We start from the raw sequence: 26,505 nt of genomic DNA on the forward strand, positions 1-26,505 counted from the left end.
TATAAAAAGATCTCCGTACGAACTTTTCAATGCGGATTAATCGTCGTAGCCGAAACGTTTAAGGTAGTTCTTTTTACTTCTCCAGTCAGGAATTACCTTAACAAAAAGCTCGAGGAATACTTTTCCGTCGATAAACTCTTCAATATCCTGGCGCGCATAGGTGCCGACTTTTTTGATCATGGCTCCCGCTTTTCCAATGATAATGTTTTTTTGAGAGTCGCGCTCAACAATAATTTCGGCAGCAATACGTGTGATATTTGCTTCTTCTTTGTAAGATGTAACGATTACTTCTGTACTGTAGGGAATCTCTTTATCGTATAGTTTGAATACTTTTTCACGAATCATCTCAGAGACAAAAAAACGCATGGATTTATCCGTTAACTCATCCTTTTCATAATAGGCTTCGTGAATAGGTAACTTGTCCTTAATGTAGTGCATCACGGCAGCAACATTATGATTTAATTTTGCTGAAATCGCAAAAACGGTATCCGGATTTAACTTTTCCTGCCAAAATTCAATCTTAGCCTTGACCTCTTCTTCCGAAGATTTATCGATTTTGTTGATAAGCACGGCAACAGGGGAATTTGTTTTACGCAATTTCTCCAGGACATCGTTCTCATCGTATTTTTCGTGGATATCTGTCACAAATAAAATAATGTCTGCATCGATCAACGATCCTTGGACAAAATTCATCATTGACTCTTGCAAAGAATAGTTTGGTTTGATAACACCAGGGGTATCCGAAAACACAATTTGATGGTCTTCATCGTTTACAATACCGATAATGCGGTGTCTTGTCGTTTGCGCTTTGGGTGTAATGATAGACATTTTTTCACCCACTAAAGCGTTCATTAGGGTGGACTTACCAGCATTTGGCTTTCCGATGATACTTACGAATCCTGCTTTATGTGACATTTTTCTAAATTTTATTAGGATTACAAAGAAACAAAATATATCTTTGTACTCCAATTCGGAAGGATCATAATCTTGTTTTTTCAAAAGAAAAAAGCAATTTTGTTCAAAAATATATTGCGGGGTGGAGCAGTTGGTAGCTCGTCGGGCTCATAACCCGAAGGTCACTAGTTCGAGTCTGGTCCCCGCTACTAAAAGAAAGAGCCGGTTGCAATGATCGGTTCTTTTCAAGAAATTTAAAATACATTGCGGGGTGGAGCAGTTGGTAGCTCGTCGGGCTCATAACCCGAAGGTCACTAGTTCGAGTCTGGTCCCCGCTACTAAAAGAAAGAGCCGGTTGCAATGATCGGTTCTTTTAAAAGAAATTTAAAATACATTGCGGGGTGGAGCAGTTGGTAGCTCGTCGGGCTCATAACCCGAAGGTCACTAGTTCGAGTCTGGTCCCCGCTACTAAAAGAAAGAGCCGGTTGCAATGATCGGTTCTTTTCAAGAAATTTAAAATACATTGCGGGGTGGAGCAGTTGGTAGCTCGTCGGGCTCATAACCCGAAGGTCACTAGTTCGAGTCTGGTCCCCGCTACTAAAAGAGAGAGCCGGTTGCAATGATCGGTTCTTTTCAAGAAACTTAAAATACATTGCGGGGTGGAGCAGTTGGTAGCTCGTCGGGCTCATAACCCGAAGGTCACTAGTTCGAGTCTGGTCCCCGCTACTAAAAGAAAAAAGCCGAGGTGAATATCTTGGCTTTTTTTGTGTCCTAATTTACGCTATAATACCGCCTGTTTTTCAGGATCATACCGAAAGTTTGGGGGAGGAGAAGTTTTTAAGCATACAATTTCATTACTCTATATAGGAAGAATGTGGTGTCCCTTACACCGCGAAAGACACTCCTGAACGCTTTGAGCTTTGCATTGAAAGATTCTGCTGAAGCATTGGTGCTTCTATTGTCGAAGTAGTGTAGAATGTATTGATGATGCGCTGCAATGGATCTTGCTACGCTCTCAAATGAAGCGATGCCCGCATTTTCAACCTGATTATGCCACAGTCCCAGTTTGGTAAATGCTATCTTTTTGTCCTGGCATTTATTGAATATGTCACCCAGGGCAATTCCAAGGTCATAAGCGAGCTTTAGCTTGGGAAACCGCATGAACAACAATTCAGCTCGGTGTTTCTGGTTTTCGGACCATCGGCTTGGGTGTTTGAACAAGAGGTGTCTGGATCTAGCCAGTAGCTGTTTGAGCGTGTCTCCATTAGGCAACAACTCGGGTTCATATGGGATTCCTCCCTTTCGCGATTCCATTATCTTCTTGCTTTCCGCATCCAATACTTCCCAACGATACTTAATACGAAGTTCCTGCACTGCATCGTAAGCTAACTTTTGGACATGGAACCGGTCGACCACACGCCTGGCATTCCTGAAACATCTACGGATTGCCTTGGCCATGTTCGGCGCCATATCCATGGTCACCTCCTTTACCTTATTCCTTGACCGTAAAGGTATTAACTCAAGAACAGTGATGATATCTTCGGCCTTGGTGCCCTTGATAGTCGCTAGGATCGTCCCTTTACCTCCTTTTGCCGATTTACTGCTAACAATGGTATATAATTCACCGTTGCTAAAACTGGTCTCATCGATGCTCAAGCGTTCAGAGATGTTCCCGGGGAAAAGAGTCCATCGCTCTGCATGTGGCTTTTGGCTCCAGTCATGGAAGTCACTGAGATGGTTCTTGTATTGATCCTGAAGTTGCTTGCCGTCCACCTGGAAGAATAACCCTACCAATTGGGCACTGACAGGATAGTTATCCAAATATCTTCTTTAAAAAAAGCCCGAATTCAGTCGTCATTCGAGTACCCTCACGCACCAGGTTCCAATCTCTTGTGATAATATCTCCCGTATCTAACACTGTCCAGCGGCGGCGGCGGATATGTAGAGTAACTTTCTGACCTCTAATGGGAAAGTCTGAAATCTCTGTGGAAGGCATAAAGCCCTTTGACTCCAACTTGCTGTTCTCATAGCCCGTTGGAGCAATATTAAGCTCGTCTAGATAAATGTGGAGCTGATTGTCAACCTGATCGACTTCTAAAATCTGAAAGTATTCTAAAAGCCCTTCGGGCATCAATAGGGATAGTAATTTACGTTCGGCGTCTTGCAAGGGATATCTGTATTAAACAAACTAAACTAGGAAATTTTTTGTATTCCCCCAAGAATTCTGCTTGATCCGTTTTTCAGGATCATCTTTTTTCCTACTCTTCTAAATTTCTTTTTATCGATTGTCGTGAGCGTGTTAAAAAACTGTCTTTTGCTGTTATTTAATCGTTCTACTTTTTTGATATTGGATTACGTTGTAAAATGTGTGTTTATGCAATCGTTTGTCTAGTTTGCGCAATCGATTTCGTTGATTCCATATTTTGATATCGTCATATCTTCTTCTAGTTTTAGCATTCATTTACCTAAATTTTGATTAGAACGCTAATCAATCTTTAAACTAACTATTAAATATGATCATTTCAAAGATTCTTGGTAATCAAAAATTGAGCTTATTGTCTTTAGCCCTACTTGTTACAAGTGCACATAATATGGCTAATGCGAACAGTCTCAATTTCTCCGAAAACAGTGCTTTGTTCAACAATGTACTATTTCAGCAGAAAGTAACAGGTAAAATCTCAGCTTCAGACGGTCCCAAAGCAGGTGTCACCATTCGTGTTAAAGGGACTTCTAAGTCCACGTCGTCTGGCGCCGATGGGCAATTTAGTATCGAGGCTAAAAATGGAGATGTGCTATTAATCAATAGTATAGGCTATAAGGCACAGGAAGTCGTTGTCACAAGCCCAGTTGTCAACATCAACTTGGAGTCTGCAAATGAGGCTTTGGAAGAGGTTGTTGTTGTCGCATACGGGACACAAAAGAAAGTGAACATGACGGGTTCAGTCGCAACGATTACACCAAAACAATTGGCTGATCGACCAGTTACATCTCTTCAAAATGCTTTGCAGGGGATTAGTCCTGGTGTTACAGTGTTGAGTCGTCCGGCGGAGGTTGGACGAAGCTCTTCCGGAGCAGCTTCCAATGCAGGGTCAATAACCGTGCGGGGTAGGTCAAATTTGGGGTCACCATCACCTATGTTTATTATAGATGGTATCCCAGCAACTAGCGCAGAATTCTCGGCATTAAGCCCGAACGATATCTCGAGTATGTCGGTATTGAAAGATGCAGCTTCGGCTTCATTGTATGGATCCCGAGCAGCAAATGGCGTTATTTTGGTGACAACCAAGCGCGGAGGCGGAGAGCGCGCAGTTATCGGTTTCAATGCAAATTACGGATTTCAAAGTGCAACGTTTTTACCGGAATATGCCGATGCTGTAACGTATGCAGAGCTGTATAACAAAGCAATGCTTAATGTTGGGAAAACCGCAACTTTTACTCCTGAGGTTATCGAGAAATATAAGAACCAATCTGAACCCGATTTTTACCCAAATAATAATTGGTACGATGAGGTCCTAAGACACTCTGCTCCACAGCGTGAAGTCGGACTTAATGTGAATGCCCCAGGCAAGATCACCAATTACTACTTGGGCTTAAATTATTTTGACCAGCAATCGTTAGTGCCGGGGCGTAAACAAGATCGCGTTAATATGAAGCTCAATACGAATACCACTGTTATCAAGGATCTATTGACATTTAATACCAATATGTCATTCCTTAAGCAGGATTTCGATCGCACAGGGAGTGCAATTAGCTGGGTCGAAATGGGAAGAGCTTTGCCGTTTACGGTGATTCGTCAATCTGATGGTTCATGGGGATCTATTTCAAATGGAAAACCCAATGCAACGATTGCAAAAAATAATCAATTACGTGCCATTACCGAAGGCGGAAGAGGAAACAATCGGGATAATTATCTGCAATTGGCCGCGAATGCATCTTTAACGCCGTTGAAAGGGCTGTCGATAGATGGGGCGATGTCTTTGAAATATACGAATACAAACTCCTTCGATTTTATCAACCGTACGGATCCTGTTACTAATTTCGTAACTAAGGAACCTATGCCATCCACCGCAAATACGATCAACGAATTGAAGGAATATTGGGGGAAACGTCAGGAACTACTCTTGCAAGGTACGGTAAACTACGAACGGACATTTGGCGACCACTTTGGAAAAGTGACTGTTGGTGCATCCCAGGAGTCTAATGTGTATCGCGAAGCATTTTTGGGAAGGAAAAATTTTGTCACCAATGATGCATCAACGATTATTAATGGTGATTCAGGAACACCCAGCTCGGATGATACAGGTTTAGCAAACCGTACAACGCAAGACGAATGGGCACTACGTTCCTTTTTTGGACGTTTTAATTATTCTTATAAAGATAAATATCTGTTAGAAGCAAACTTGCGTATGGACTATTCTTCGCGTTTTGCTTCGGAGGTTAGAAAAGCGACTTTTCCTTCGTTCTCAGCTGGCTGGAACATCAATAAAGAATCTTTTATGGAGAATGTTAAATGGGTTGATCTATTAAAACTCCGTGGATCTTACGGTTCATTGGGTAACCAAGATGCTGTTCCGATTGGAAACTATTATAACCTTTTGGATCGTTTTTCTGCCTACAGTTTTGATGGTACGGCTGTAGATGGTATGGAGCAACTTTACGGAGCTAATCGTTTGGCTTTATGGGAAAAGGTGTCAATGAGTAATGTTGGAATTGACGCGACATTTTTAGGAGGAAAATTCAATTTGGTTGCTGATTATTTTGTTAAAAGAACAGAGGATATCTTATTGCAACCAGCGCCACTACTGACTGGAGGATTTGATAAAAAACACTCTCCTTATTACAATCAGGGAACAACACAGAATAAGGGTATTGAGATTTCATTGACATATAATGGGAAAATTGGTGATGAATTTACCTATTCCCTATCAGGTAATATTTCAAAAATCAAAAATAAGATTATCACGTTGGGTAGTGTGAACGAGATTATAGACGGATATTATATCAATCGCGTAGGTGGGTCTGTTGGTGACTATTTTGGTTATAAGACAGCGGGTGTATTTACCAGTCAGACAGAAATAAATGACCATGCTGACCAAAGCAGTCTTGGAGCAACGACTAAAATAGGTGATATTAAATATGTTGATACCAATGGCGATAAAGTGATAGGCCCTGAAGACCGTAGTATTTTGGGGAATGATGTTCCTTGGTTCAATTATGGTTTTAACTTCCGTGCGGCCTATAAGAACTTTGATTTAGATGTCTTGACTTATGGTGTTGGTGGGGTGAAAACATATTTGGAAAATGAGGCTTCTGCACCATTTTTTAACGGAGCCAATATTAAAAAGAATTGGATAAATGGCTGGTCAGAGGAAAATAATAAGGCTGATGCACCATTTCCACGGATTACATTGACAGGAGATGCGCCACAAAATTACAGAACCTCGGATTTCTGGTTATTTAGCGGAAACTATTTTAGAATTCGAGCAATTACGTTTGGTTATACTTTCCCTAAAGAAGTATTAAGTCATATGAAGATGTCGCAGTTGCGTTTGTTTGCATCTTCGACTAATCCATTTACGTTCATGGCAGACAAACGTCTTGGAGATTATGATCCTGAAACAGGTTCTGGAAGAGCAAGTTATCCGGGGGTGAAGACTATTTCTGTAGGATTGACAGCTAAATTTTAATTTTTTAACGAAGAGAAATGAAAAGAAACATATTATATCCAATGTTGGCAGCGACCCTTTTAATGGGAGCATGTTCCAAAGATTTTTTGGATCGCACGCCTGTGAATAAGATCGCCGAGGATGATTATTGGAAAACCGAAAATGATGTTAAATTGGCAGCAAATGCAATTTATGCAAAGCTTTCAGACGCGATGTATATGGATGGAGCATCCGATTTAGTACACGCTCAATATCCATGGGAAAGTGCATCTACGGATATCTCTTCCGGTTCAGTTGCAACTGATTTGGACGCGGGATGGGATTACATCTCTATTCGTTCCTGTAACTACTTTTTGGAAAATGTAGATAAGGCAACGATGGACGCTGAATTGAAAGAGCGCTATAAAGCTGAGGTAAGATTTATCCGTGCATTTTTATATATTCCTATGGTAGAAAAGTTCGGGGATATTCCTTTAGTCACAACAGTATTAACAAAGGAAAATGCTAATGTGCCCCGTACGAAGAAAAGTGAGGTGTTGGAATTTTTATACAATGAACTACAGGAAGTCTCCACAAAATTACCTGCTTCCTATGCATCTGAAAAAGGTAGAATCACCAAAGGAGCAGCTCTTGCATTGAAAGCCCGTCTTTATTTATATGAAAACAATTGGGAGAAAGCAGCTTCAACAGCAAACGAAGTTATGGGTTTAGGTTATTCATTGTTTAAAGTAAGTAGTGAATCCGAAAGAGATAAAAAAGATAACTATGGTCAATTTGTTGATTTCAGCAGTGCAGCTGACGAAACTAAATTCAGACTAGGATTAAGGAGTTATGAAGGCCTATTTGAAGTCGAAAACGAAGGAAATAGTGAAGTCATTCTAGACAGACAATATATTCCTGTGACACAAACACAGTTCAATAACACTCTTTTAATGGAAGGAAGTGTTGGTGGATGGAGTTCCCTAACACCTACGCAAAATCTAATTGATTTGTATCCAAGTTATAAAACAGGTCAGCCAGTTGAAAAAGTTTCGGCTGCTACTCGGGCCGCCAATTATGCGAAAGCGGATAAATCAGATTTTGTAAAAGAGTTTAAAAATAGAGATCCACGTTTTTATGCTTCTGTTTTGTTTGAAACAGCACCTTGGAATGCTTTGACAGAAGAAGGTGGATATGAATTTGCTTGGCAGAGTGGTAAATCAAATATGTCGCAAACAGGATACAATTTTAGAAAACTGGTTGATCCTACATCCAGTAGAGCACAAGTCGATTCCTATGCAAATATTATCCTAATACGTTATGCTGAAATCTTGCTTACTTATGCTGAAGCGCAGAACGAAAAGTCAGGGCCGGATGCTTCTGTGTATGATGCACTGGATCAACTTCGAGAGAGAGCCGGTATGCCTAAAGTTGATCGTACTGTTTACGCGTCTCAAGCTAAATTGAGAGAATTGATTCGTAACGAGCGGGCGATAGAACTGATCTTAGAAGGTACACGTTACTATGATATCCGTCGTTGGAAGACAGCACCCGATGTGATGAAGAATATTTACAATGTATCCAATGGATTAGCGCAAGAACGTGCTTGGAATGATAAGCTATATTTGATGCCAATTCCACAAGGTCAAATTGACTTATCTTATGGTGTGCTAACCCAAAACAAAGGTTATTAGTATTTCCCATAAAACAAATGAAAACGGGCTCCTCAATTATTTGAAGAGCCCGTTTTATTGGATGCACCTTCCAGATAATTACCTCCAGATTTTTGAATGTTATAAATATGTGTTTATGCAATCGTTTGTCTAATTGGCGCAATCGATTTCGTTGCTGCTAAATTTTGAGATAGCGTGATCTTCTTTTAGTTTTAGCATTCATGTACCTAAATTTTGATTAGCAAGCTAATCAATTTTTAAACTAACTATTAAATATTATGATTTCAAAGATTCTCGACAATCACAAGTTGAGCCTGTTATCATTAGCTTTACTCATTACAAGTACACATAACTCAGCTAATGCTAATGGTCTTACATTTACAGGCGACAACATATTGTTGAATAGCGCTGTTTATCAACAAAAAGTGAGCGGAACAGTGCGGTCTGTAGACGGACCCTTGGCAGGTGCTACCATTAGTGTGAAAGGTAGTGCTAAATCGACATCCGCAGGTGTAGATGGACGATTTACAATTGATGCTAAAAATGGCGATGTATTGGTCATTACAAGTGTTGGATATAAGGCGCAAGAAGTGATAGTGACAGGGTCGGTTGTTAACATTAATCTTGAGTCCAATAGCGAAGCACTCCAGGAAGTTGTCATAGTTGGTTATGGAACACAACAGAAAAAAGAAAGTTTGACCGGTGCTCTTCAGGCTGTGAAAGGTGACAAATTGCGTGACGTAACAACTCCGTCTGTCGAGAATATGTTAAATGGTAAGGCCGCAGGTGTCTATGTGGCACCAGGAGCTGGTAAACCGGGATCAAATGGTGGAGTTGTGATTCGTGGTCAGGCAACAATAAGTGGTACAACAAGTCCACTATGGGTTATTGACGGCGTCATTGTTGGTTCAAGTCCAGGTGATATCAACCCTAACGATATTGAATCTTTAACGATATTAAAGGATGCTGCCTCAACATCTATTTATGGTTCTCAAGGTGCAAATGGTGTTGTTGTCGTCACAACAAAAAATCCTTCAGCTTCCAAGACCAGTATTAGTTTTTCTACCAAAATGGGGGTTAACCAACTTTCTAATGGACACATGAAGATGATGGATGGAGCTGAACTTTATGACTACTTTGCTTCATTCTCAAATCCAGCTGATATCAAATTTCCACGTTGGAATTCGGACTTACGCAATAGTAATTTCGACTGGTGGAAGCTGGCTACTAAAACTGGATTTGTACAGAATCATAATCTTTCTATTCAAGGTGGTACCGATAAATTGCAATCTTATTTGTCTTTGGGGTATTATAACGAAGCTGGTGCAGTAAAAGGGTATGACTATGATCGTTATAACTTTAGATTGCGTACCAATTATAAACCTTTTGACTGGTTGACCATTAAACCATCAATTGTCGGTTCTAAACGTTCTGTTGATGATCGTCAATATGATGTCAATGCGATGTATGGTAATCTACCATGGGATAGCCCTTACGATGCTAATGGAAATTTAGTGCCACACCGCTATAGTGGCTGGGTCAACAACGCAAGCACAAACTACTTGTATGACTTGCAATGGAATCATAGTGCCAATACCAATTATGAATTTATGGGTAACTTAGATTTCGATGTCAAATTAACAGATTGGTTGACCTTCTCCTCAGTCAACAATTATCGTTACAATAGTTATTCCGATAGCGGGTATCAAGATCCACGATCAAACAGTGGCGAAAGTGTAATTGGTCGTGTGACAGATTATCGCATGGAATTTGCCCGTCGATATACCAACCAGATTTTACGTTTCAACAAGACTTGGGATAAACATAGCCTGAATGGATTGGCTGCATACGAATTTAACGACTATTGGACAAAAACCTTAGATGCTTATGGGACGGGTATTGTAAATGGTTTCGAGGTATTGGATGTTGTTGCAAAACCAGAGCGGACCAGAGGCGGAATTTCCGAATGGGCAGTACAGTCATTTTTGTCTAATGCAAACTATGCATACGATAATAAATATTTGGCACAGGTATCGTTCCGCCGTGATGGAGCATCCAATTTTGGTACGAATGCAAAATATGGAAACTTCTTTTCAGTCAGTGGTGGTTGGAATATCAATAAGGAAAACTGGTTTAAGGCTGATTGGGTGGATAACTTGAAATTGAGAGTTGCATATGGATCGGTAGGTAATAGACCGAGCTCATTATATCCACAGTATAGCCTTTATTCGGTATCGGCATCATCAAGTTATAATGGTATACCAGGGGCGTTAATTAGTCAAATCGGTAATAAAAATCTGACTTGGGAAAAAACATACACAACAGGTTTTGGGGTGGATGCAGCCTTGTTAAAAAATCGACTAAGATTTAATGTTGATTATTACGACAAGAAAACAGACAATGTACTTTATCAAGTTCCCATCAGTGGTCTGACCGGTGTTACCTCTATTTGGAAAAATATTGGTAAGATGCAAAACCGGGGGATTGAATTGACCATCGGTGGCGACATCGTTCGAAATGACAATGTGCAATGGAGTCTGGATGTTAATTTAAGTCACAATGTGAATAAACTGACAGAACTTTTCGCCACAAAAGATGCTGATGGCAATCTTGTATCCAAACGAATTATAGCGGGAGATGGTTCAGGAATCGCTGGATCGGCGCAACGCCTGCTTCAACCTGGTTATCCGGTAGATACCTATTACTTAAAAGAATGGGCTGGCGTTAACGTAGATAATGGGGCACCTATGTGGTATCAATATTCGACTGATGCGGATGGTAACGAAACGCGAACAGCAACATCTAATTATTCAGATGCCACATTCCGTAATGTAGGGAAGGGAAACCCAGATCTTTTTGGAGGTTTCAGTACGTCCTTAAATTATAAACAGTTTGACTTAAATGCTGTCTTTGGTTTCTCGTTGGGCGGGAAATTGTATAATTACTCACGTCAGGAATTTGATTCGGACGGAACATATACAGATCGTAATCAGATGAAACTACAAGATGGATGGAGTCGTTGGGAAAAACCGGGCGATGTAGCTACTCACCCGATAGCGAAATATGATAATCAAGATAAAGGTAATTCGCCGTCAACACGCTACTTGGAAAGTAACAATTTTTTAAAGATGAGGTCGTTGACTTTGGGCTACAACTTCGATCTGAAAAAGTATAACATCAAAAATTTACGCGTATTCTTAGCTGGAGAGAACTTGTTTACAATTACGAACTACTCAGGTGTTGATCCGGAACTTCCGTTGACTGAGCCAGATGGCAAAGGTGGAGGCGGTCAAATGATCAGATCTACAGGTGTTTCTGTATATCCTATGGTTCGCAAATACATGTTCGGCGCAAGTGTGACATTTTAATTTTAACGTTTAGAAAATCAATAATGAAAAAGATATTAATCGGACTTTTAATCGCAACGGCAGTATCCTCTTGCGATATAGATCGACTTCCTTATACTTCAATGGACGAAGATAATATTGTAACTAATCCTGATGCAATGGTAACCGGTACTTATGCACAGTTAAAAGCTTGGTCCGACCCTATGCACCGTTTAGGTGAATACGCTGGTGATAATATGATGATCCGCGGTTCATCGACAGATGCGTTTTACGAATTTATCTCCTATGCGAGAACTCCAAACAATTATCGTTTACAGGATTTTTGGGACAGCGGCTATAAAGCTATTGCACAATCCTCGAACGTCATCAAGATGTTTGCAGAAGGTCAAAGCAAAGAAATGGACAACAAACTGGGGGAGTGTTATTACATCCGTGGAATGATGTACTTTTACCTTTGTCGTGCATTTGGAAAGCCATACTATCAAAGCCCAGAAACAAACTTAGGTGTCCCTATTGTCAATGGTACACCTGATGATGTTTTCAATAATTTGAATCTGCCGGACCGTTCTTCTGTCAAAGATACGTATGCACAGGCAATCAGCGATCTAAAAAAGGCAGAAGGTTTACTGACACTTGATAAAGGGGCTACATATGCATCCAAAGGTGCAGCGCAAGCGATGCTTTCCCGTATATATCTGTATATGAGTGGTACCTATAAAAATCCAAATGCAGCATATGCTCGTCTTTCGGTTGAATATGCAGATAAGGTGATTAATTCAGGTAAATATGTGCTGTTGGCCCGTGAGCAATTCATGAAATATAATACCTTTAGACCAGAAGATAACAAAGAGACCATCTTTGCGGTGAAACGTGTCGCTTCTGAATTTTCGGGCGATGATCACTATTATGGTATTGGTGGTATGTACTCCAATATCGGTGGTATGGGCTGGGGTGAGATGTATTCCAGTGCCAAGTACATTGATCTATTGAATGAAACTGGTCGTAATGATTGGAGACCTGATCATTACAACATTGTCGATGCACGTGCTGCATTTATTGAACCAACATATGCCAAAGATGATAAGGACAACTATTCAACAGTAATTCGATTTATCAAGCAGGACGTCCCAGCGAAGGCCGGTGACCCTAAAACAGTGAGCTATGTACAGATTCCAGTTATAATTAGTGGAAATAATGTTATTGCGAGAGAAGTCAAAAAGGTCGGTGATAAGGAGGTTGTTAAAGAATATACATTGACAGCAATTAATGCTAATCAACAGACCTATTCAATTACCTATGAGGATGGCAATACCTATGCGGGTATGATAGATTACTATATTTCCTTAAACCGCGCTTATCCCCAATTCTATATTGTGAAATGTTCACGTGAAGGGGAGGAGTCTCAACTGCACTCGCCTGTAATCAGTCGCTTGGGTGAAATTTATTTAAACCGTGCCGAAGCTAATGCAAAATTAGGTAACTATGGTGCTGCATTAAATGATTTGAATACCATCAGAAATCGTTCTATCGTCAATGGAGGATATACTTCGATTGATGCGGCCAACGCAAGCAAACTGATCGATAAAGAGCGTCAGTTGGAATTGGCCTATCAGGCCGAACGCAGCTATGATGTGTTCCGTAATGGGTTACCGTTGAATAGAACTTATCCTGGACCACAAAAACAATTTGAAGATATTCTACCAACAGATTTTAGAGTGACTTATTTTATTCCACAGAACGCAATAAATTCTTATCCAGGTAAATTGACGCAGAATCCAACGTCTAATTAGACGAATATTTATAATTTAAACCCGATAAATGGCTTTACTTCACGGTAAAGCCATTTTTGTTTTTGTGTCGCGATAATCCCTTTCGAATCCGTATCTTTGTTCCCTTAAGTATATTTTTAGCATAAAAGTGCCATCTGCTGTGAGAGCGGGTGGATCAAATAAAATAAATATGGCAAATATTGTTGCAATTGTTGGTCGTCCAAATGTTGGTAAATCTACCTTATTCAATCGTCTTACAGAAAGTAGAAAGGCGATTGTTGATGACTTTAGCGGGGTGACGCGCGACCGTCATTATGAAACAGCCGAGTGGATCGGAAAGAAATTTACAGTAATTGATACAGGTGGTTTTGTACATGGTTCGGATGATGTCTTTGAAGAGGCTATTCGCGATCAGGTCTATATCGCTATTGAAGAAGCTTCAGTCGTTATATTCATGGTGGATGTCACAACTGGTATTACCGACCTGGATGACGAAATCGCTGATATTCTGAGAAGAAGCTCCAAACCTGTGTATGTCGTGGCCAATAAAGTCGATCACGCAAAATTGCACCATGAATCGGCAGAGTTTTATGCCTTTGGTTTAGGAGAGGTCTTCAATATCTCGTCGGCTACAGGATCGGGTACAGGTGAACTGTTGGATGCTGTGGTTTCTCATTTCGAAGTGGAGGAGGAAGAAGAAGAATCCTTACCGAAATATACCATCGTAGGCCGCCCGAATGTGGGTAAATCTTCCTTGACAAATGCATTGATCGGCAAAGATCGCAATATTGTAACGCCAATGGCCGGGACAACACGTGATTCAATCCGTATACATTACAATCAATATGGACATAACTTTTTATTGATCGATACTGCAGGTCTTCGTCGTAAGTCCAAAGTAAATGAAGATATTGAGTTTTATTCGGTGATGCGTACCATCAAAGCCTTGGAAGATTCTGATGTGACGATTTTAATGTTGGACGCACAGGATGGATTAGAAGCGCAGGATGTTAATATTTTCAACCTGGCAGAGAAGAACCGTAAAGGTATCGTAATTGTTGTCAACAAGTGGGATTTGATCGAAAAGGACAACAAAACAATGAAGGCTTTTGAAGATCGCATCAAAGAGAAAATAGCACCATTTACAGATGTGCCTATTATCTTTACTTCCGTGACCGAAAAACAACGTGTTCTTAAGGTGTTGGAAGTTGCCGACAAGGTATATGCCAACAAGACAAAGAAGATCCCTACGTCCAAGTTGAATGAAGTGATGCTGGATATTATCGAGAATTATCCACCGCCATCCTTAAAGGGTAAATATATCAAAATTAAATATGCAACACAGTTGCCAGGACGGACACCGATGTTTGCATTCTTCTGTAATCTGCCACAATATATCAAAGATCCGTACAAACGTTTTATTGAAAACAAATTGCGTGAGAACTTTGACTTTACAGGTGTGCCAATTCAAATATATTTCAGACAAAAATAGATTTCCAAGCAGCGATTAAACATGGACCATAATCTCTATTTATACAATACGCTTTCGCGAACAAAAGAAAAATTCGAACCTATTCATCCCAATCTCGTTGGTATGTACGTATGTGGACCCACAGTGTACAGTGATGTGCATTTGGGAAACTGTCGAACGTTTGTGTCTTTTGATTTGATTTTTAGATACTTGCGTCATCTTGGTTATAAAGTGCGTTACGTGCGCAATATTACCGATGCGGGGCACTTGGAAGGCGATCGTGATGAAGGGGATGACAAGTTTGCAAAAAAAGCAAAATTGGAGCAGTTGGAACCGATGGAAATCGTTCAAAAGTATACGATAGGTTTTCATGACGTATTGCGTCTTTTTAATACATTGCCGCCTAGTATTGAGCCTACTGCGACAGGTCATATTTCCGAGCAGATCGAAATGATCGAACAGATTATAGCGAATGGCTATGCCTATGAGCGGAATGGTACGGTTTATTTTGATGTTGAAAAATATGTTGAAACATACGATTATACGATATTGACCAATCGTAAATTGGAGGATATGCTCAATAATACCCGTGAATTGAGCGGTCAGGATGAGAAAAAGGGGCGTTTGGATTTTGCCTTGTGGATCAAAGCAAAACCTGAAACGATTATGCGTTGGCCTGCACCTTGGAGCGTTGGCTTTCCGGGTTGGCACATTGAATGTTCGGCCATGAGCAGAAAGTACTTAGGTGATCAGTTTGATATTCACGGTGGTGGAATGGATTTGGCAGCTACACATCATACCAATGAAATTGCACAGTCTGAAGCATGTAACCATACGAGCCCTGCCAAATATTGGATGCACACGAATATGTTGACTGTAAATGGTGCACGTATGTCCAAATCTGCCGGAAATGGATTTTTACCGGGCGAGCTATTTACTGGAAATCATCCCTTATTGAATAGAGGTTATTCGCCGATGGCCGTACGCTTCTTTATGTTGCAGGCACATTATAGGAGTACGTTGGATTTCTCCAATGAGGCATTGGATGCGGCCGACAAGGGATATAAAAGACTCATGACTGCGATCAGTCTTTTAGACAAATTGAAGGTGTCTAAAGGTGCTGATTCATTCAATTTAGCTGAAATCCGCCGCAAGTGTTACGCAGCTATGGATGACGACTTTAATAGCCCTGTACTCATTGCCGAACTGTTTGAAATTGTACGTATCATCAACTCGATTTATGATGGTAAAGCGAAAGTAACGGCAGAAGGATTGGAAGGTCTTCAAGTATTCATGAAAGAATTTGTTGAGGATATCCTAGGGCTTAGAAATGATCAGACTTCAGCATCCGATGATATCGATGACGTCATGAATCTGGTCATTAAACTACGTAACGAAGCCAAAGCAAATAAAGACTTCGTCACCTCAGATCGTATTCGTGATGAGCTTAATTCTATTGGAATTCAATTGAAAGATAGCAAAGAAGGAACACTTTGGAATAAGATTTGATAGATAAGAAATCGAATTTATAAAAGAGGAGTAAAATGGAATATTCCTATTGGGAAAACACATTATCCGTGGAAACCAATGGATATTCCATATAACCTTTAAAAGAAAGATCATTTTGCATATGAATTTTTGGAATAGGCTATCCGTCGTCGCATTCATGAGTGTTGCTGGTACAACGCTATATGCGCAGATACCTGAGAAAGTTGGAAGCCTATTGCAGGCCGATAAGGATGCTGCTGCATTGGCTAAAGCCTCTACACCGCACCAGGCGTTTCTTTCGATCATTGATAAGGAATCTACGTTTTACGTCCCATCGGCAGTAAATGCTTATAACTATCTTAATAATAGACCAAATATTCCCGATGTTTTAAATTGGCAACCTACGTTTGCGTTGATTGCTAAAAGTCAGGAGTTTGGTGTGACTTCGGGGTCTATGGACTTTCAGAAAGTAGGTGCAAGATTGCGTCATGGGGAATACCTGACTGTGTGGAAACGCAATAAGAAGGGTAAGTGGCTGGTCGATATCCGTGCTGAAGTTGAAAATAACGGGAAGGATGGGGAATTTGATCTTGAATATATCGAACCTACCGACTCGTGGTATCTGAAGCATCGCTCTAAAGTGCGATTGAATCAGCGTGAAGATATTGTCCTGGAGACAGACAAATTGATGTCAACAGTTTTGAAAGCCGATAACCCAACCGCATATAAGGAGTTTTTAAGTGAGGATGTCCGGTTTTTGTTCCCTTGGACCAGTCCGATGGAAGGAAAAGCCGAAATGATGGCTTATCTCAAAAAACAACGGATGACGGTAGAAACAGTGCCCGAAGAAGTAAAACGTTCGTATAGTGGCGATTTTGCCTATACCAAGGGAACTGCAACGGTGCGACAAAAGGATAAGGTTGTGAAGTATAATTATATTCGTATCTGGCAACTGAGTGAATTGGCGAAAGATGATGTGAAGAAAGCGAACTGGAATATTCTGATCGAGATGATGTTTGAAAAATAACAGAATGATAGCGAAATAAAAAAGGGCTTGAATAGTTTATATTCAAGCCCTTTTTTATAGGATAAGTGTGTTGTACACTATTGTTTTTTCCATTTTTTCAATCCTTCACTGTGACCGAAGTCATCACTGATATTGATGTAGGTGGTCTTCAATTTATCATCGAACCATTTGCTCAGATTACGGTTGGTTTTATCCTGAACGGCGGCTTCTTTGATCTTTGTGAAATCCTCGTCCAAATTTGCTTTGTGAGGCGGGATACGTGTTTTCAAGTAATTGAAACGGTAGCCAACATCGCCCATTTTGTCTGTAAATTGCTCTGGTTTCGAGTATTCTCCTGGTTTTAGCGGATCGATTGCGGTAAATACTGATTTCTCCAAACCATCCATAGGGATTACCGTCGTGCGGCTCGAGCCCTCTTGATTTAGGATCATACCCCCATTGAATTTACTTTCCTCTGCATCTGAAAAATTTGTAGCGGCATGATAGAAATCCATTTTTTTGTCAACCACCAGTTTATAGATACTGTCCAATTTATTTTTGGTTCTCTCCAATGCTGCAGGCCCAGGATTGATCTTCATCAGGATATGGCGTGTGTGTACTTCTTCGCCACGTCTTTCGAGCACCTGAATAATATGAAAGCCATATTTGGATTCTACAATAGGTGATATTTCTCCCGGTTTTAATTTAAAAGCCATCGCGGAGAATTCCTTTACGTAGTTGTCACGTGTACCAAAACCTAAATCACCACCATAAGGGGCAGATCCGGGATCTTGAGAGTATATGCGTGCCATAGTTCCAAAGTCGGAGCCATCTATGATCTGCTTGCGGATACCTTCAATCTTATCTCGCTGCTCTTTTTTCTCTGCATCTGTCAATTTGGGCATCATGACAATCTCACCGATTTCTACCTCGGTATTGAAGTAAGGCAGACTGTCTTTATTCAAGCCTTCAAAATAACGTTTTACTTCCAACGGAGTTACATCTATTTTGGAAACGATGTTTTGTCTCATTTTTTGCGCTTTTAATTGTTCGAAAACACTCGGGCGCATTTCTTCTTTGTATTGCAATAAAGAGCGGTTAAGGAATTTTTCAAGACGTTCTTGTCCTCCAGCCTGTTGGGACATATGGCGAAGGCGTGCATTGAGGTTGTCATCAACTTCCGTCTCGGTTACATCGATGGAGTCAATTACGGCTTGTTGAGATAATAATTTTTGGACAATTAACTGTTCCAATATACCATCTTTATAGTTTTCATCTGGTTTATTCCCTTGCGCTAACCATTGAGAATATTGCATATCCACGTCGGACTGTAAGATAATGCCCGATCCAACCGTTGCGACAACGCGATCAATAACTTGACGTTGCGCAAGACTGGCCTGAATTGATGCAAACAGCAATAAAAACAATATATAAATGTTTTTTTTCATCCGTATAAATTATTTATGATATTTATGAGTGATCTTCATTTGTATAAATGAACTTCTTCCACTCGGTTATTTGTCCATGATTTATTTTTTTGTCACAAGCATTCACGCTGCCTTCGGCGGTATGCGTAGTAATTGTGTTCAATATATACTTTTTTGAACAACAGCACAAAATTATCAGATTATATGAATTATTCGTACTTTTATTTAACAATATTTTTGTATTCCCAATATTTTAAATGGGTGATTTTAGAATTGTTAAAATTGATGTGCTAAAATACGCATTTGCCTATTAGAAAGGACGGTTTTAACCAAATTTAACAAGTCTATTGACGATATTTACACCTGTAAAATGGAGGGGTTTTTAGATCCTCACACGAGGAATGAATGGAGGAATTTAATCGGGGTCCCGTATAATTTAGAAACAAACTTGATGTAATGGTCTCATTCAACAAATGAGTATCTACATTTATAAAATAATTTCAATGAAAAAAGCATTTATTTATTTGATGACAATTTTACCGCTGGCTAGTTTTGCGCAACAGATTCCTATGTTTGTGGGCACATATACGAGCAAAACCGCGAGCAAAGGCATCTATATTTATAATTTTGATGTTAAAACTGGTGAAACAACTTTGTCGAGCACGCAAGAAAGTAAAGATCCATCCTTTTTGGCGCGAAATAATAACTTTATTTATGCGGTTAATGAGGTTCCAAATCAAGAGGGCACTGTTTCTGCCTATTCTTTTAAGGACGGTCATTTAACTTTTTTAAATTCACTTCCTTCCGGAGGAGAGTCGCCATGTTTTGTTGAGGTACATCCTAAGGGTAACTTGCTCGCCGTGGCAAATTATACAGGCGGATCTGCGGCTCTGTTTGACTTGGAAAGTAATGGTGTTTTAAGCAAAAGAGCACGCTTAATACAACACGAGGGTAAGGGGGTGGACCCCGTACGCCAAGAAAAACCACATGTGCACTCTACGTTTTTCTCCAGTAAAGGGGATAAGTTGTACGTTCAAGACCTCGGTCTGGACGAGATCTCTATCTTTGCGGTCAATAAATCAGGAAATACCTATAGCCTAGCTGATGAATCAGAAGATATCTTTACGCCTGCTGGAGGTGGTCCGAGACATATCATATTTGATAAGAAAGAGAAATTCCTGTATGTTGTATTGGAAATGACCGGTCAAATAGCATCGTATAAGAAAGATGGTGATGCATGGATGTATCAAAGTACTTTTGAAATCAATCCAGAAGGTTTTAAAGGGAATAATGGTGGTGCGGATATTAAGATGTCGGCTGATGGCAAATTTCTGTATGCAACCAATCGTGGCGATGCCAATACAATCGCTACTTTTTCGGTGGAGAAGGATGGGGAACTGAAGAAGCTTTCCAATCTTTCGGTAAAAGGTAAAGGACCGCGCAATTTCAACCTCTCTCCGGATGGTAAGTACCTTTTGGTAGCAAATCAGTATACCAACAACATTGTTTTGTTTAGCCGGGATGCTAAAACGGGTTTGTTAACCGATACTGGGAAAGAAATTGCTGTACCATCGCCTGTTTGTGTTATATTCTAATCAAGACCAGAAATCCGAATAAGAAAAGAAGATTTTTAAGAAAAATAGTACACGTTTTTCTTAAAAATCTTCTTTTCTGCAATCTAATTCACCTTCCTTTTCAAGGTCATTTAAGGTGGTTCCCTTCCATGTTTTTACCCGCTGGATATAGGCCGCCCTACCAATCATGTGTGCCGCGACTGGCGCAGTGAGGATTAGGAAAAATCCAATGGCTATAGCCTTGGTCGTTACGGACACATCCGGGAAGGTCATGGCTGCACAAATGAGCAATAGCCCGACACCCAATGTTGCTGCTTTTACGGTAACTGAAAGGCGTAAATAAAAATCGGGCATCCGCAAGATGCCAATAGATGCAAATAGTATGGCCAATGCCCCGATGGTACTGAGAATGGCTAAAGTAATATCAATCATCTTTGCTTTGTTTTTCTAAATAAAATGAAAATGCGATCGTACCAAGAAATGCGATAAGCGCCAAGATCATGGCAATGTCTAAAAACACCTCCTGGGAAGTTCGTATACTATAAACGGTAATAATGCCGATTCCAATGGTGATAATAAGGTCTAAGGCGATTACACGATCAAATATCTGAGGGCCCTTATACAGCCGAATAAAAGCCAATATGACTGAAATAGTCAAGATCGGAAGGATCACATAGTCAAAATAGCTATTTAAAGTCATCTTAAGAGTTCTAAAAGTCTTCGTTCAACATTATTTTTAAGAGTAGAAACAAATTGTTCCTTGCTTTTCATGTACATGACGTGAATAAAGAGCGTTTTCTTATCTTCACTTACGTCGAGGATAAGTGTGCCGGGTGTCAACGAGATAAAGGTTGAAAGCAGGTTAATTTCCAAATCGGTTTTTGCATCCATGGGATACTTGACAATCGCAGGTTTGATAAAAAACTTGGGGGTTATTACGTCGTATGCAACCTGCACATTGGCGACAATCATTTCCCACAGGAAAAAAAGAATAAAACTCAAGGTTTTGGGGACCCGATAAAAGTAGCGTTGATCTACTTCATTCCTGTTCATAAGCCAGAGGATACCAAATCCCAACATAAAGCCGAATAGGAAGTTGGTGTAATACATCGATCCCGTCAAAGCGACCCAGATGAAGGATAACATGAGGTTCATTAAAAACTGTTTTATCATATCATTTCTGCCCTCCTAATACAGCGTTTATGTAAGGTGATGGATCCAATAATTGTGTCGCGATTTGATCCGCAACATGGATGATAGCTTCGGCATTGAGTCCAATATAGAGAGACGCAGACGCCAAAATAACAACTGGAAGTATGAGCATTGTTCTCTTATAGCCGATCATACCCGCAAATTTATCGTCAATGATTTCCGGATCAGGCGCATCTTTCCAGAATACCTGCGCCCACATTTTAGCGATGACAAACAAGGTGATAAAGCTGCCGATAATCAGGGCTCCCGCGAAAGCATATTTTTCTAACTGGAAAGCGTCTTTGAAAAGATATATTTTTGGCCAAAAGCCCGATAGTGGTGGAATGCCCACCAATGAAAATAGAACAATGGCAAAAAGTAATGAAATCTTTGGATATTGGGCATAAAGTCCACCCAGTTTGGTCATATCCATGGTGCCGCGGAGTTGTCGTATAACACCAGCGATGAGGAATAAGTTCGTTTTGACCATGATATCATGGATCAGGTAAAATACTGCGCCTAATAAAGCCCATTTGCTATATAAGCCCAATCCGCCAATCATAAAACCAATATGACAAACGATCAAATAAGAAAACAACCTTCGGATATTGGTTTTGATCAGTGCGCCAAAAGCACCCGTCAGAATAGTCAATATGGCTAAGACGATAAGCAGTTCCTTGGTAAAATGATTGGGAATAAATAGTAAGGAAAATACGCGGAACAAGGCGTAAATCCCAACCTTGGTCAATAAGCCTCCAAATGTCGCTGCTACGGCCGAAGGTGGCGTATGGTAAGAGGACGGTAACCAAAAATAGAGTGGAAATACGGCGGATTTAATTCCGAAACCGATCAGGAAAAATGTTGCTGTAATTTCTACTAATGCCTGATTTTGTATTTTAGGAATACGGAGGGCCAGGTCGGCCATGTTTAACGAGCCTGAAATGCCATAAAGAATGCCTATTCCTGTTAAGAAAAATGTGGAAGCCAGAATATTCATGGCCATATATTTTACGGCACCTTCCAATTGGGATTTTCTGCCCCCCAAAGTCATCAATACAAAAGAGGAAATAATAATAACTTCAAACCATACATACAGATTGAAGATGTCACCGGTTAGAAAAGCCCCATTGAGCCCCATCATCAAAAAGTGAAAGATCGGGAAGTAACCGTAGAGAATACGCTGGCGCCCTACGCCGACACAGGAAAAGATGGAGACCGCCAGCCCTGCGATTGAAGTTAGGAGTACAAGGGTACTGCTGAAAAGATCGGCAACAAAGACAATTCCAAAAGGAGCTTTCCAATTGGCCGCATTCATGGTCAAAATACCACCATCGTAAACCTTGAAGAATAGTTTAAAGGCAAGAATGAGTGCGAGCAAGCTTCCACCGACACTCAGAAAACGTTGTGCGGTGGATTTGCGCCAAAACATTAGTTGGACAATAGCAATAAATAAATGCACGATAATCGTGGCTATAATGTGGTTGTCTATCATATATCTTCTTCCTCAGGCGTGTTCAAATCATCCAGATCATCAGTACCAAGCAATGCATATACACGCTTGAGTAAAACGATGGCAAAGGAGGTTAGGCCAAAGCTGATCACGATGGCCGTTAAAATAAGTGCTTGCGGAATCGGGTCCGCATAAATATCGGTGAATACCTTCAGATCGGGTCCAATGATAGGTGGTTTACCTTTAATAATGTTTCCCAATAAGAAGATCAAAATATTGGTACCATTGCCCAGTAACATAATCCCCAGCAACAGTTTCACCATGCTTCGACGCAAGATGAGGTATATTCCGGCAGCATAAAGGATGCCGATCAATAACACGAGTATCAGTTCCATTATTCTTCTTCAGTAGTTAAAGCAATTGTAAATAAAATCGTCAGGACGACACCGATGACAACAAAGTATACACCAAGGTCAAAAAATAAGGCCGTTCCTATCATCCCGATAACGGGAATTTTCTCTTCCAGCCAAAGCCCGGTCATGACAGGGTAGCCAAAAAATGCAGGTAAGAACATGCTTATGGCCGAAATCCCCAATCCTATGGGAATAAGTGACAAGGGTTTGTACTGAATCAGTTTCATGGTATTTTGAGGGCCAAAGGCAAAACTATGCAACACAAAGGCAATCGAAGCAACTAAGCCGCCAACGAAACCTCCGCCTGGGTAATAATGCCCCCTGAGTAGAAGGAACACCGAGAAAAGTAAAAGTATCGGTAATAAATACCGCGTAGCGGTCTGTAATATTGTACTGTTCATTTGTTACTATTTAGCAAGGAGCTATTAGCTCATTTGTGCATAACCTTTAACTATCATTATTCTTTATCCGAAGATTTTAAACGTAATTTTAATAAGCTGTATACCCCTAATGCAGCAATACTCAATACCACAATTTCAAACATGGTGTCAAAACCTCTGAAATCGACAAGCAATACATTGACAACATTTTTTCCTTTAGCAAGCACATAAGCATAATCGCCATAGAAATCACTGATATTGGTTGTCGTTGGTTCATGGAGTACACGCAGTGCAACCATGGATAGCAGAATGCCAAAAACGATAGCGACCACGGCGTCGCGAATGATGGTGCGTCGGTTGGCCAAATTCAGGAAAGAGGGGAGCTTAAAGAGTACCAATACGAAGAGTACCACCGTGAGTGTATCGATGGTGAATTGCGTCATCGCTAGATCTGGGGCACTGTAAAATACGAAAATAAGACATATGGCATAACCTACAACACTGGTGGCTACTACGGCAGTTAAACGGGATGAGGTGCGGATGGTAAGTACAATGGCACCGACCAAAATGCAGACTGTGGTGACTTCGTAGAAACTCACTGGCGATAGGGTTTCCCATTTGATATGGAGTGGTCCCCCCAGGTATAACTGGTAGGCGATCAATAATTCGGCAAATAAGATAATTTTCAACAGATACGAACGCAAATAGCCGTTGTGCATTTTGTTGGTGAAGAAAGTAGAGAACAAAACAATTTCCTGCGCACATAATTGAATGATATATTCAGGAGAAATCTTATTGAAATTTGCAATCCAAGCCAATTTTTTCTCGCTGGGCCTGTTTGCGAAATAAAGTAAGGTGCCAGCAGCAATTGTAATAGCGCTTAATAGGAGGATTAAATTAAAGCCATGCCAGATTTTCAGGTGAAATGTTTCCGGTTTTGCGAGTATACTTGTTGCGGTAGGTCCGGCAATCCATTCGCCGACAAGTCCTGGGATGCATCCAAAGACAACTCCTAATATAGCTAAAAGTAAAGGTGGGATCCACATGGCTTTATAGGGCAGGTGGATTGTATTAAATTGCTCGGGCAGCTTACCCATAAAAGGTTTGATACCGGCCATAAATCCGGCAGAGACCAAGAGTATATTTGTTATTACTGCAGCGACGGTCAAATAGAGAAATAAATCGGGTGTGGCATGCAGTGTTGCCTCGTAAATCAGATCCTTTCCAATAAATCCAAATGTAAGTGGAATACCGGCACTGGAAAGTGCCGCTAGGAAACCAGCGATAGCGACAGGCATTAATACCTTGCGTAGCCCCCGCAAGACTGTAAGATCCCGCGTTCCGGTTTCATGGTCTATAATCCCCGTAATCAAGAATAAAGCGGCTTTATATAAGGCATGTACTAGTATAAAGACACTTGCTGCAATAATGGCGTCCTTTGTGCCGAGGCCCAATAAGAAAACCAAAATACCTAGTGCGGATATCGTTGAGTAGGCAAGAACTCCCTTTAAGTCGGTTCTGAAAAGGGAATGGAATGCGGCATAAAGCATCGTGAAGCCACCAATGGCCATGAGAGAATACATCCAGATTGGGTTGCCCCCAAGTATTGGTGAAAAACGGGCCAAAAGGTAGATTCCGGCCTTCACCATGGTTGCGGAATGTAAGTAGGCCGATACAGGCGTTGGCGCTTTCATGGCACCGGGTAGCCAAAAATGAAAAGGAAATTGTGCCGATTTCGTAATAGCACCAAGTGCTACGAGGCCAAAGACCAGCGGGAACAATGGATGCTGCTGAATGAGTGATACTTTACCAATGAGTGCCGTAATATGATAGGTGCCGGCAATATTACCGAGTAAAATAAAACCTGCCAGAAGGAAAAAGCCGCCCAAACCGGTAATAGATAACGCGGTCAATGCGCTTTTTCGTGAGTCCTTGTTGTCATTGTTAAATCCTATGAGAAAAAACGAACTGATCGAGGTCAGTTCCCAGAAGATAAACAGTAATAACATATTGTCCGACAGGACAAGTCCCAGCATCGCCGACATAAATAGACAGAGGTAGCCAAAGAATCGATCGATATACCGATGCCCTTTAAGATAGGCATTGGCGTAGAAAAAGATGCAAGCTCCGATTCCAGTAATCAATAAGGAAAAAAGTAATGATAGTCCATCTAATTTAAAATCCAGATTGATACCTAAAGAGGGTACCCATGACGTCGACTGTACGAAATAGGAGCCTTGACTAATTGGTACAATATATTGCGTAAAGTATAGAAATAGAAGTACCGGTAAGAATGCGAGAATAAAACCCCATTTGGTTTTAAGGAATCGACCAAATGGAACAATAAGGCTCGATGTTATTAATCCTGATAGAACAGTAAATAGCATTTAGTCTTTGTTTTAATTTTTTATTGAAGTGTTTGTTTTACTTGTCAATAAGAACCTTCTACAGTTCATCGTTGCCAACGCTTATATAGCGATGAAGGTTTTTTGAAAGTTTACAATATAGTAAAAAAAAGCGGAAAATGGTGTTTTTTCAGCTGTTTTTCCTATGAATAAATGATAAAAACAGGGATTTTGTTTTGACTTGAGAATAAATTTTTAATGAGAGAATAAGCTTGTAAAAAAGGGCCAAGAGAAGTTAATTTATTGGGAAATAGAATTTTTAAGCCCAGACATTAATATTTTATGTAATAAAAATGTTAAATTTTGTTAAACAATATTAAAAAACTCTATCTTAGAGTAGTTAATCAGCCGCCAAGGACTGTTTCTAATCAA

At 40.4% G+C, this 26,505-nt stretch carries 19 protein-coding genes and 5 tRNA genes; 13 read left to right on the forward strand and 11 right to left on the reverse strand.

Annotation, left to right across the window (positions count from 1 at the left end; translation table 11 throughout):
• Positions 1-36: 36 nt before the first annotated feature.
• Positions 37-915: a GTPase Era gene (gene era / locus OK025_RS10495; protein WP_070570335.1), complete on the reverse strand. Its 879-nt coding sequence runs from the start codon at positions 913-915 to the stop codon at positions 37-39.
• A 115-nt stretch (positions 916-1,030) separates the two neighbouring features.
• Here era and OK025_RS10500 point away from each other — a divergent pair.
• From OK025_RS10500 to OK025_RS10520, 5 genes are all read left to right on the forward strand, one after another.
• A tRNA-Met gene (locus tag OK025_RS10500) sits at positions 1,031-1,103 on the forward strand.
• A 56-nt stretch (positions 1,104-1,159) separates the two neighbouring features.
• Positions 1,160-1,232, forward strand: a tRNA-Met gene (locus tag OK025_RS10505).
• A 57-nt stretch (positions 1,233-1,289) separates the two neighbouring features.
• Positions 1,290-1,362, forward strand: a tRNA-Met gene (locus OK025_RS10510).
• Between the two features lie 56 nt (positions 1,363-1,418).
• Positions 1,419-1,491: transfer RNA gene (locus OK025_RS10515), tRNA-Met, on the forward strand.
• Positions 1,492-1,547: 56 nt separating this feature from the next.
• Positions 1,548-1,620: transfer RNA gene (locus OK025_RS10520), tRNA-Met, on the forward strand.
• A gap of 111 nt (positions 1,621-1,731) precedes the next feature.
• Here the strand turns inward: OK025_RS10520 and OK025_RS10525 are convergent.
• Together OK025_RS10525 and OK025_RS10530 are read right to left on the reverse strand one after the other, a co-directional pair.
• Positions 1,732-2,715, reverse strand: a complete 984-nt coding sequence (locus OK025_RS10525) for a transposase (protein ID WP_286896806.1) — start codon at positions 2,713-2,715, stop codon at positions 1,732-1,734.
• Entirely contained in the window at positions 2,708-3,061 is a 354-nt protein-coding gene (locus OK025_RS10530; protein ID WP_286851555.1) for a transposase, read from the reverse strand. Before OK025_RS10530 ends, OK025_RS10525 begins: the two co-directional genes overlap by 8 nt.
• Before the next feature lie 346 nt (positions 3,062-3,407).
• Here OK025_RS10530 and OK025_RS10535 point away from each other — a divergent pair, with 346 nt between their 5' ends.
• The 7 genes from OK025_RS10535 (at position 3,408) to OK025_RS10565 (ending at position 17,314) form a co-directional block, all read left to right on the forward strand.
• Complete coding sequence (locus OK025_RS10535; RefSeq protein WP_317669420.1) at positions 3,408-6,581, forward strand: TonB-dependent receptor; 3,174 nt, start codon at positions 3,408-3,410, stop codon at positions 6,579-6,581.
• Positions 6,582-6,598: 17 nt separating this feature from the next.
• Positions 6,599-8,233: a RagB/SusD family nutrient uptake outer membrane protein gene (locus OK025_RS10540; protein WP_317669421.1), complete on the forward strand. Its 1,635-nt coding sequence runs from the start codon at positions 6,599-6,601 to the stop codon at positions 8,231-8,233.
• 257 nt (positions 8,234-8,490) lie between these two features.
• Positions 8,491-11,580 carry a TonB-dependent receptor gene (locus tag OK025_RS10545; RefSeq protein ID WP_317669422.1) on the forward strand — a complete coding sequence of 1,030 codons (3,090 nt, stop codon included), beginning with the start codon at positions 8,491-8,493 and terminating at the stop codon, positions 11,578-11,580.
• 23 nt (positions 11,581-11,603) lie between these two features.
• Positions 11,604-13,349 (forward strand): RagB/SusD family nutrient uptake outer membrane protein, encoded by a 1,746-nt coding sequence (locus OK025_RS10550; RefSeq protein ID WP_317669423.1) that lies wholly within the window; start codon positions 11,604-11,606, stop codon positions 13,347-13,349.
• A 169-nt stretch (positions 13,350-13,518) separates the two neighbouring features.
• The gene (gene der / locus OK025_RS10555) at positions 13,519-14,820 is read left to right on the forward strand and encodes a ribosome biogenesis GTPase Der (RefSeq protein WP_070569188.1); all 1,302 of its coding nucleotides are present in this window, start codon (positions 13,519-13,521) and stop codon (positions 14,818-14,820) included.
• Positions 14,821-14,841: 21 nt separating this feature from the next.
• Complete coding sequence (cysS, locus tag OK025_RS10560; RefSeq protein WP_070569119.1) at positions 14,842-16,308, forward strand: cysteine--tRNA ligase; 1,467 nt, start codon at positions 14,842-14,844, stop codon at positions 16,306-16,308.
• 121 nt (positions 16,309-16,429) lie between these two features.
• Entirely contained in the window at positions 16,430-17,314 is an 885-nt protein-coding gene (locus tag OK025_RS10565; RefSeq protein ID WP_317669424.1) for a DUF4440 domain-containing protein, read from the forward strand.
• Positions 17,315-17,391: 77 nt separating this feature from the next.
• On the opposite strand, the gene OK025_RS10570 is transcribed toward OK025_RS10565, so the two are convergent.
• A complete protein-coding gene (locus tag OK025_RS10570) occupies positions 17,392-18,741 on the reverse strand; it encodes a peptidylprolyl isomerase (protein ID WP_317669425.1) in 1,350 nt (449 codons plus the stop codon).
• Between the two features lie 482 nt (positions 18,742-19,223).
• Here OK025_RS10570 and OK025_RS10575 point away from each other — a divergent pair, with 482 nt between their 5' ends.
• Positions 19,224-20,315 (forward strand): lactonase family protein, encoded by a 1,092-nt coding sequence (locus OK025_RS10575; RefSeq protein ID WP_317669426.1) that lies wholly within the window; start codon positions 19,224-19,226, stop codon positions 20,313-20,315.
• 60 nt (positions 20,316-20,375) lie between these two features.
• Here the strand turns inward: OK025_RS10575 and mnhG are convergent, their stop codons facing one another.
• From mnhG to OK025_RS10610, 7 genes are read right to left on the reverse strand one after another with little or no spacing between them, the layout of a single operon-like run.
• A complete protein-coding gene (mnhG, locus tag OK025_RS10580) occupies positions 20,376-20,726 on the reverse strand; it encodes a monovalent cation/H(+) antiporter subunit G (RefSeq protein ID WP_317669427.1) in 351 nt (116 codons plus the stop codon).
• Positions 20,719-20,994 (reverse strand): monovalent cation/H+ antiporter complex subunit F, encoded by a 276-nt coding sequence (locus tag OK025_RS10585; protein ID WP_046671612.1) that lies wholly within the window; start codon positions 20,992-20,994, stop codon positions 20,719-20,721. Before OK025_RS10585 ends, mnhG begins: the two co-directional genes overlap by 8 nt.
• The gene (locus tag OK025_RS10590) at positions 20,991-21,449 is read right to left on the reverse strand and encodes a Na+/H+ antiporter subunit E (protein WP_227550155.1); all 459 of its coding nucleotides are present in this window, start codon (positions 21,447-21,449) and stop codon (positions 20,991-20,993) included. Before OK025_RS10590 ends, OK025_RS10585 begins: the two co-directional genes overlap by 4 nt.
• Positions 21,450-21,468: 19 nt before the next feature.
• Positions 21,469-22,977 (reverse strand): proton-conducting transporter membrane subunit, encoded by a 1,509-nt coding sequence (locus tag OK025_RS10595; RefSeq protein ID WP_317669428.1) that lies wholly within the window; start codon positions 22,975-22,977, stop codon positions 21,469-21,471.
• Positions 22,974-23,330, reverse strand: a complete 357-nt coding sequence (locus tag OK025_RS10600; RefSeq protein WP_046671609.1) for a Na+/H+ antiporter subunit C — start codon at positions 23,328-23,330, stop codon at positions 22,974-22,976. Before OK025_RS10600 ends, OK025_RS10595 begins: the two co-directional genes overlap by 4 nt.
• Entirely contained in the window at positions 23,330-23,749 is a 420-nt protein-coding gene (locus OK025_RS10605) for a Na+/H+ antiporter subunit B (RefSeq protein ID WP_075994294.1), read from the reverse strand. The genes OK025_RS10600 and OK025_RS10605 overlap by 1 nt, the downstream gene beginning before the upstream one ends.
• Positions 23,750-23,805: 56 nt before the next feature.
• Positions 23,806-26,115 carry a putative monovalent cation/H+ antiporter subunit A gene (locus OK025_RS10610; protein WP_317669429.1) on the reverse strand — a complete coding sequence of 770 codons (2,310 nt, stop codon included), beginning with the start codon at positions 26,113-26,115 and terminating at the stop codon, positions 23,806-23,808.
• Between the last annotated feature and the right edge of the window lie 390 nt (positions 26,116-26,505).

Source organism: Sphingobacterium sp. UGAL515B_05 (assembly GCF_033097525.1).
Taxonomy (GTDB): Bacteria; Bacteroidota; Bacteroidia; order Sphingobacteriales; family Sphingobacteriaceae; genus Sphingobacterium.

Coding starts and splice junctions, on each gene's coding strand:
- era (WP_070570335.1), bottom strand. CDS start 915: ATGTCACATAAAGCAGGATTCGTAAGTATCATCGGAAAGCCAAATGCT.
- OK025_RS10535 (WP_317669420.1), top strand. CDS start 3,408: ATGATCATTTCAAAGATTCTTGGTAATCAAAAATTGAGCTTATTGTCT.
- OK025_RS10540 (WP_317669421.1), top strand. CDS start 6,599: ATGAAAAGAAACATATTATATCCAATGTTGGCAGCGACCCTTTTAATG.
- OK025_RS10545 (WP_317669422.1), top strand. CDS start 8,491: ATGATTTCAAAGATTCTCGACAATCACAAGTTGAGCCTGTTATCATTA.
- OK025_RS10550 (WP_317669423.1), top strand. CDS start 11,604: ATGAAAAAGATATTAATCGGACTTTTAATCGCAACGGCAGTATCCTCT.
- der (WP_070569188.1), top strand. CDS start 13,519: ATGGCAAATATTGTTGCAATTGTTGGTCGTCCAAATGTTGGTAAATCT.
- cysS (WP_070569119.1), top strand. CDS start 14,842: ATGGACCATAATCTCTATTTATACAATACGCTTTCGCGAACAAAAGAA.
- OK025_RS10565 (WP_317669424.1), top strand. CDS start 16,430: ATGAATTTTTGGAATAGGCTATCCGTCGTCGCATTCATGAGTGTTGCT.
- OK025_RS10570 (WP_317669425.1), bottom strand. CDS start 18,741: ATGAAAAAAAACATTTATATATTGTTTTTATTGCTGTTTGCATCAATT.
- OK025_RS10575 (WP_317669426.1), top strand. CDS start 19,224: ATGAAAAAAGCATTTATTTATTTGATGACAATTTTACCGCTGGCTAGT.
- mnhG (WP_317669427.1), bottom strand. CDS start 20,726: ATGATTGATATTACTTTAGCCATTCTCAGTACCATCGGGGCATTGGCC.
- OK025_RS10585 (WP_046671612.1), bottom strand. CDS start 20,994: ATGACTTTAAATAGCTATTTTGACTATGTGATCCTTCCGATCTTGACT.
- OK025_RS10590 (WP_227550155.1), bottom strand. CDS start 21,449: ATGAACCTCATGTTATCCTTCATCTGGGTCGCTTTGACGGGATCGATG.
- OK025_RS10595 (WP_317669428.1), bottom strand. CDS start 22,977: ATGATAGACAACCACATTATAGCCACGATTATCGTGCATTTATTTATT.
- OK025_RS10600 (WP_046671609.1), bottom strand. CDS start 23,330: ATGGAACTGATACTCGTGTTATTGATCGGCATCCTTTATGCTGCCGGA.
- OK025_RS10605 (WP_075994294.1), bottom strand. CDS start 23,749: ATGAACAGTACAATATTACAGACCGCTACGCGGTATTTATTACCGATA.
- OK025_RS10610 (WP_317669429.1), bottom strand. CDS start 26,115: ATGCTATTTACTGTTCTATCAGGATTAATAACATCGAGCCTTATTGTT.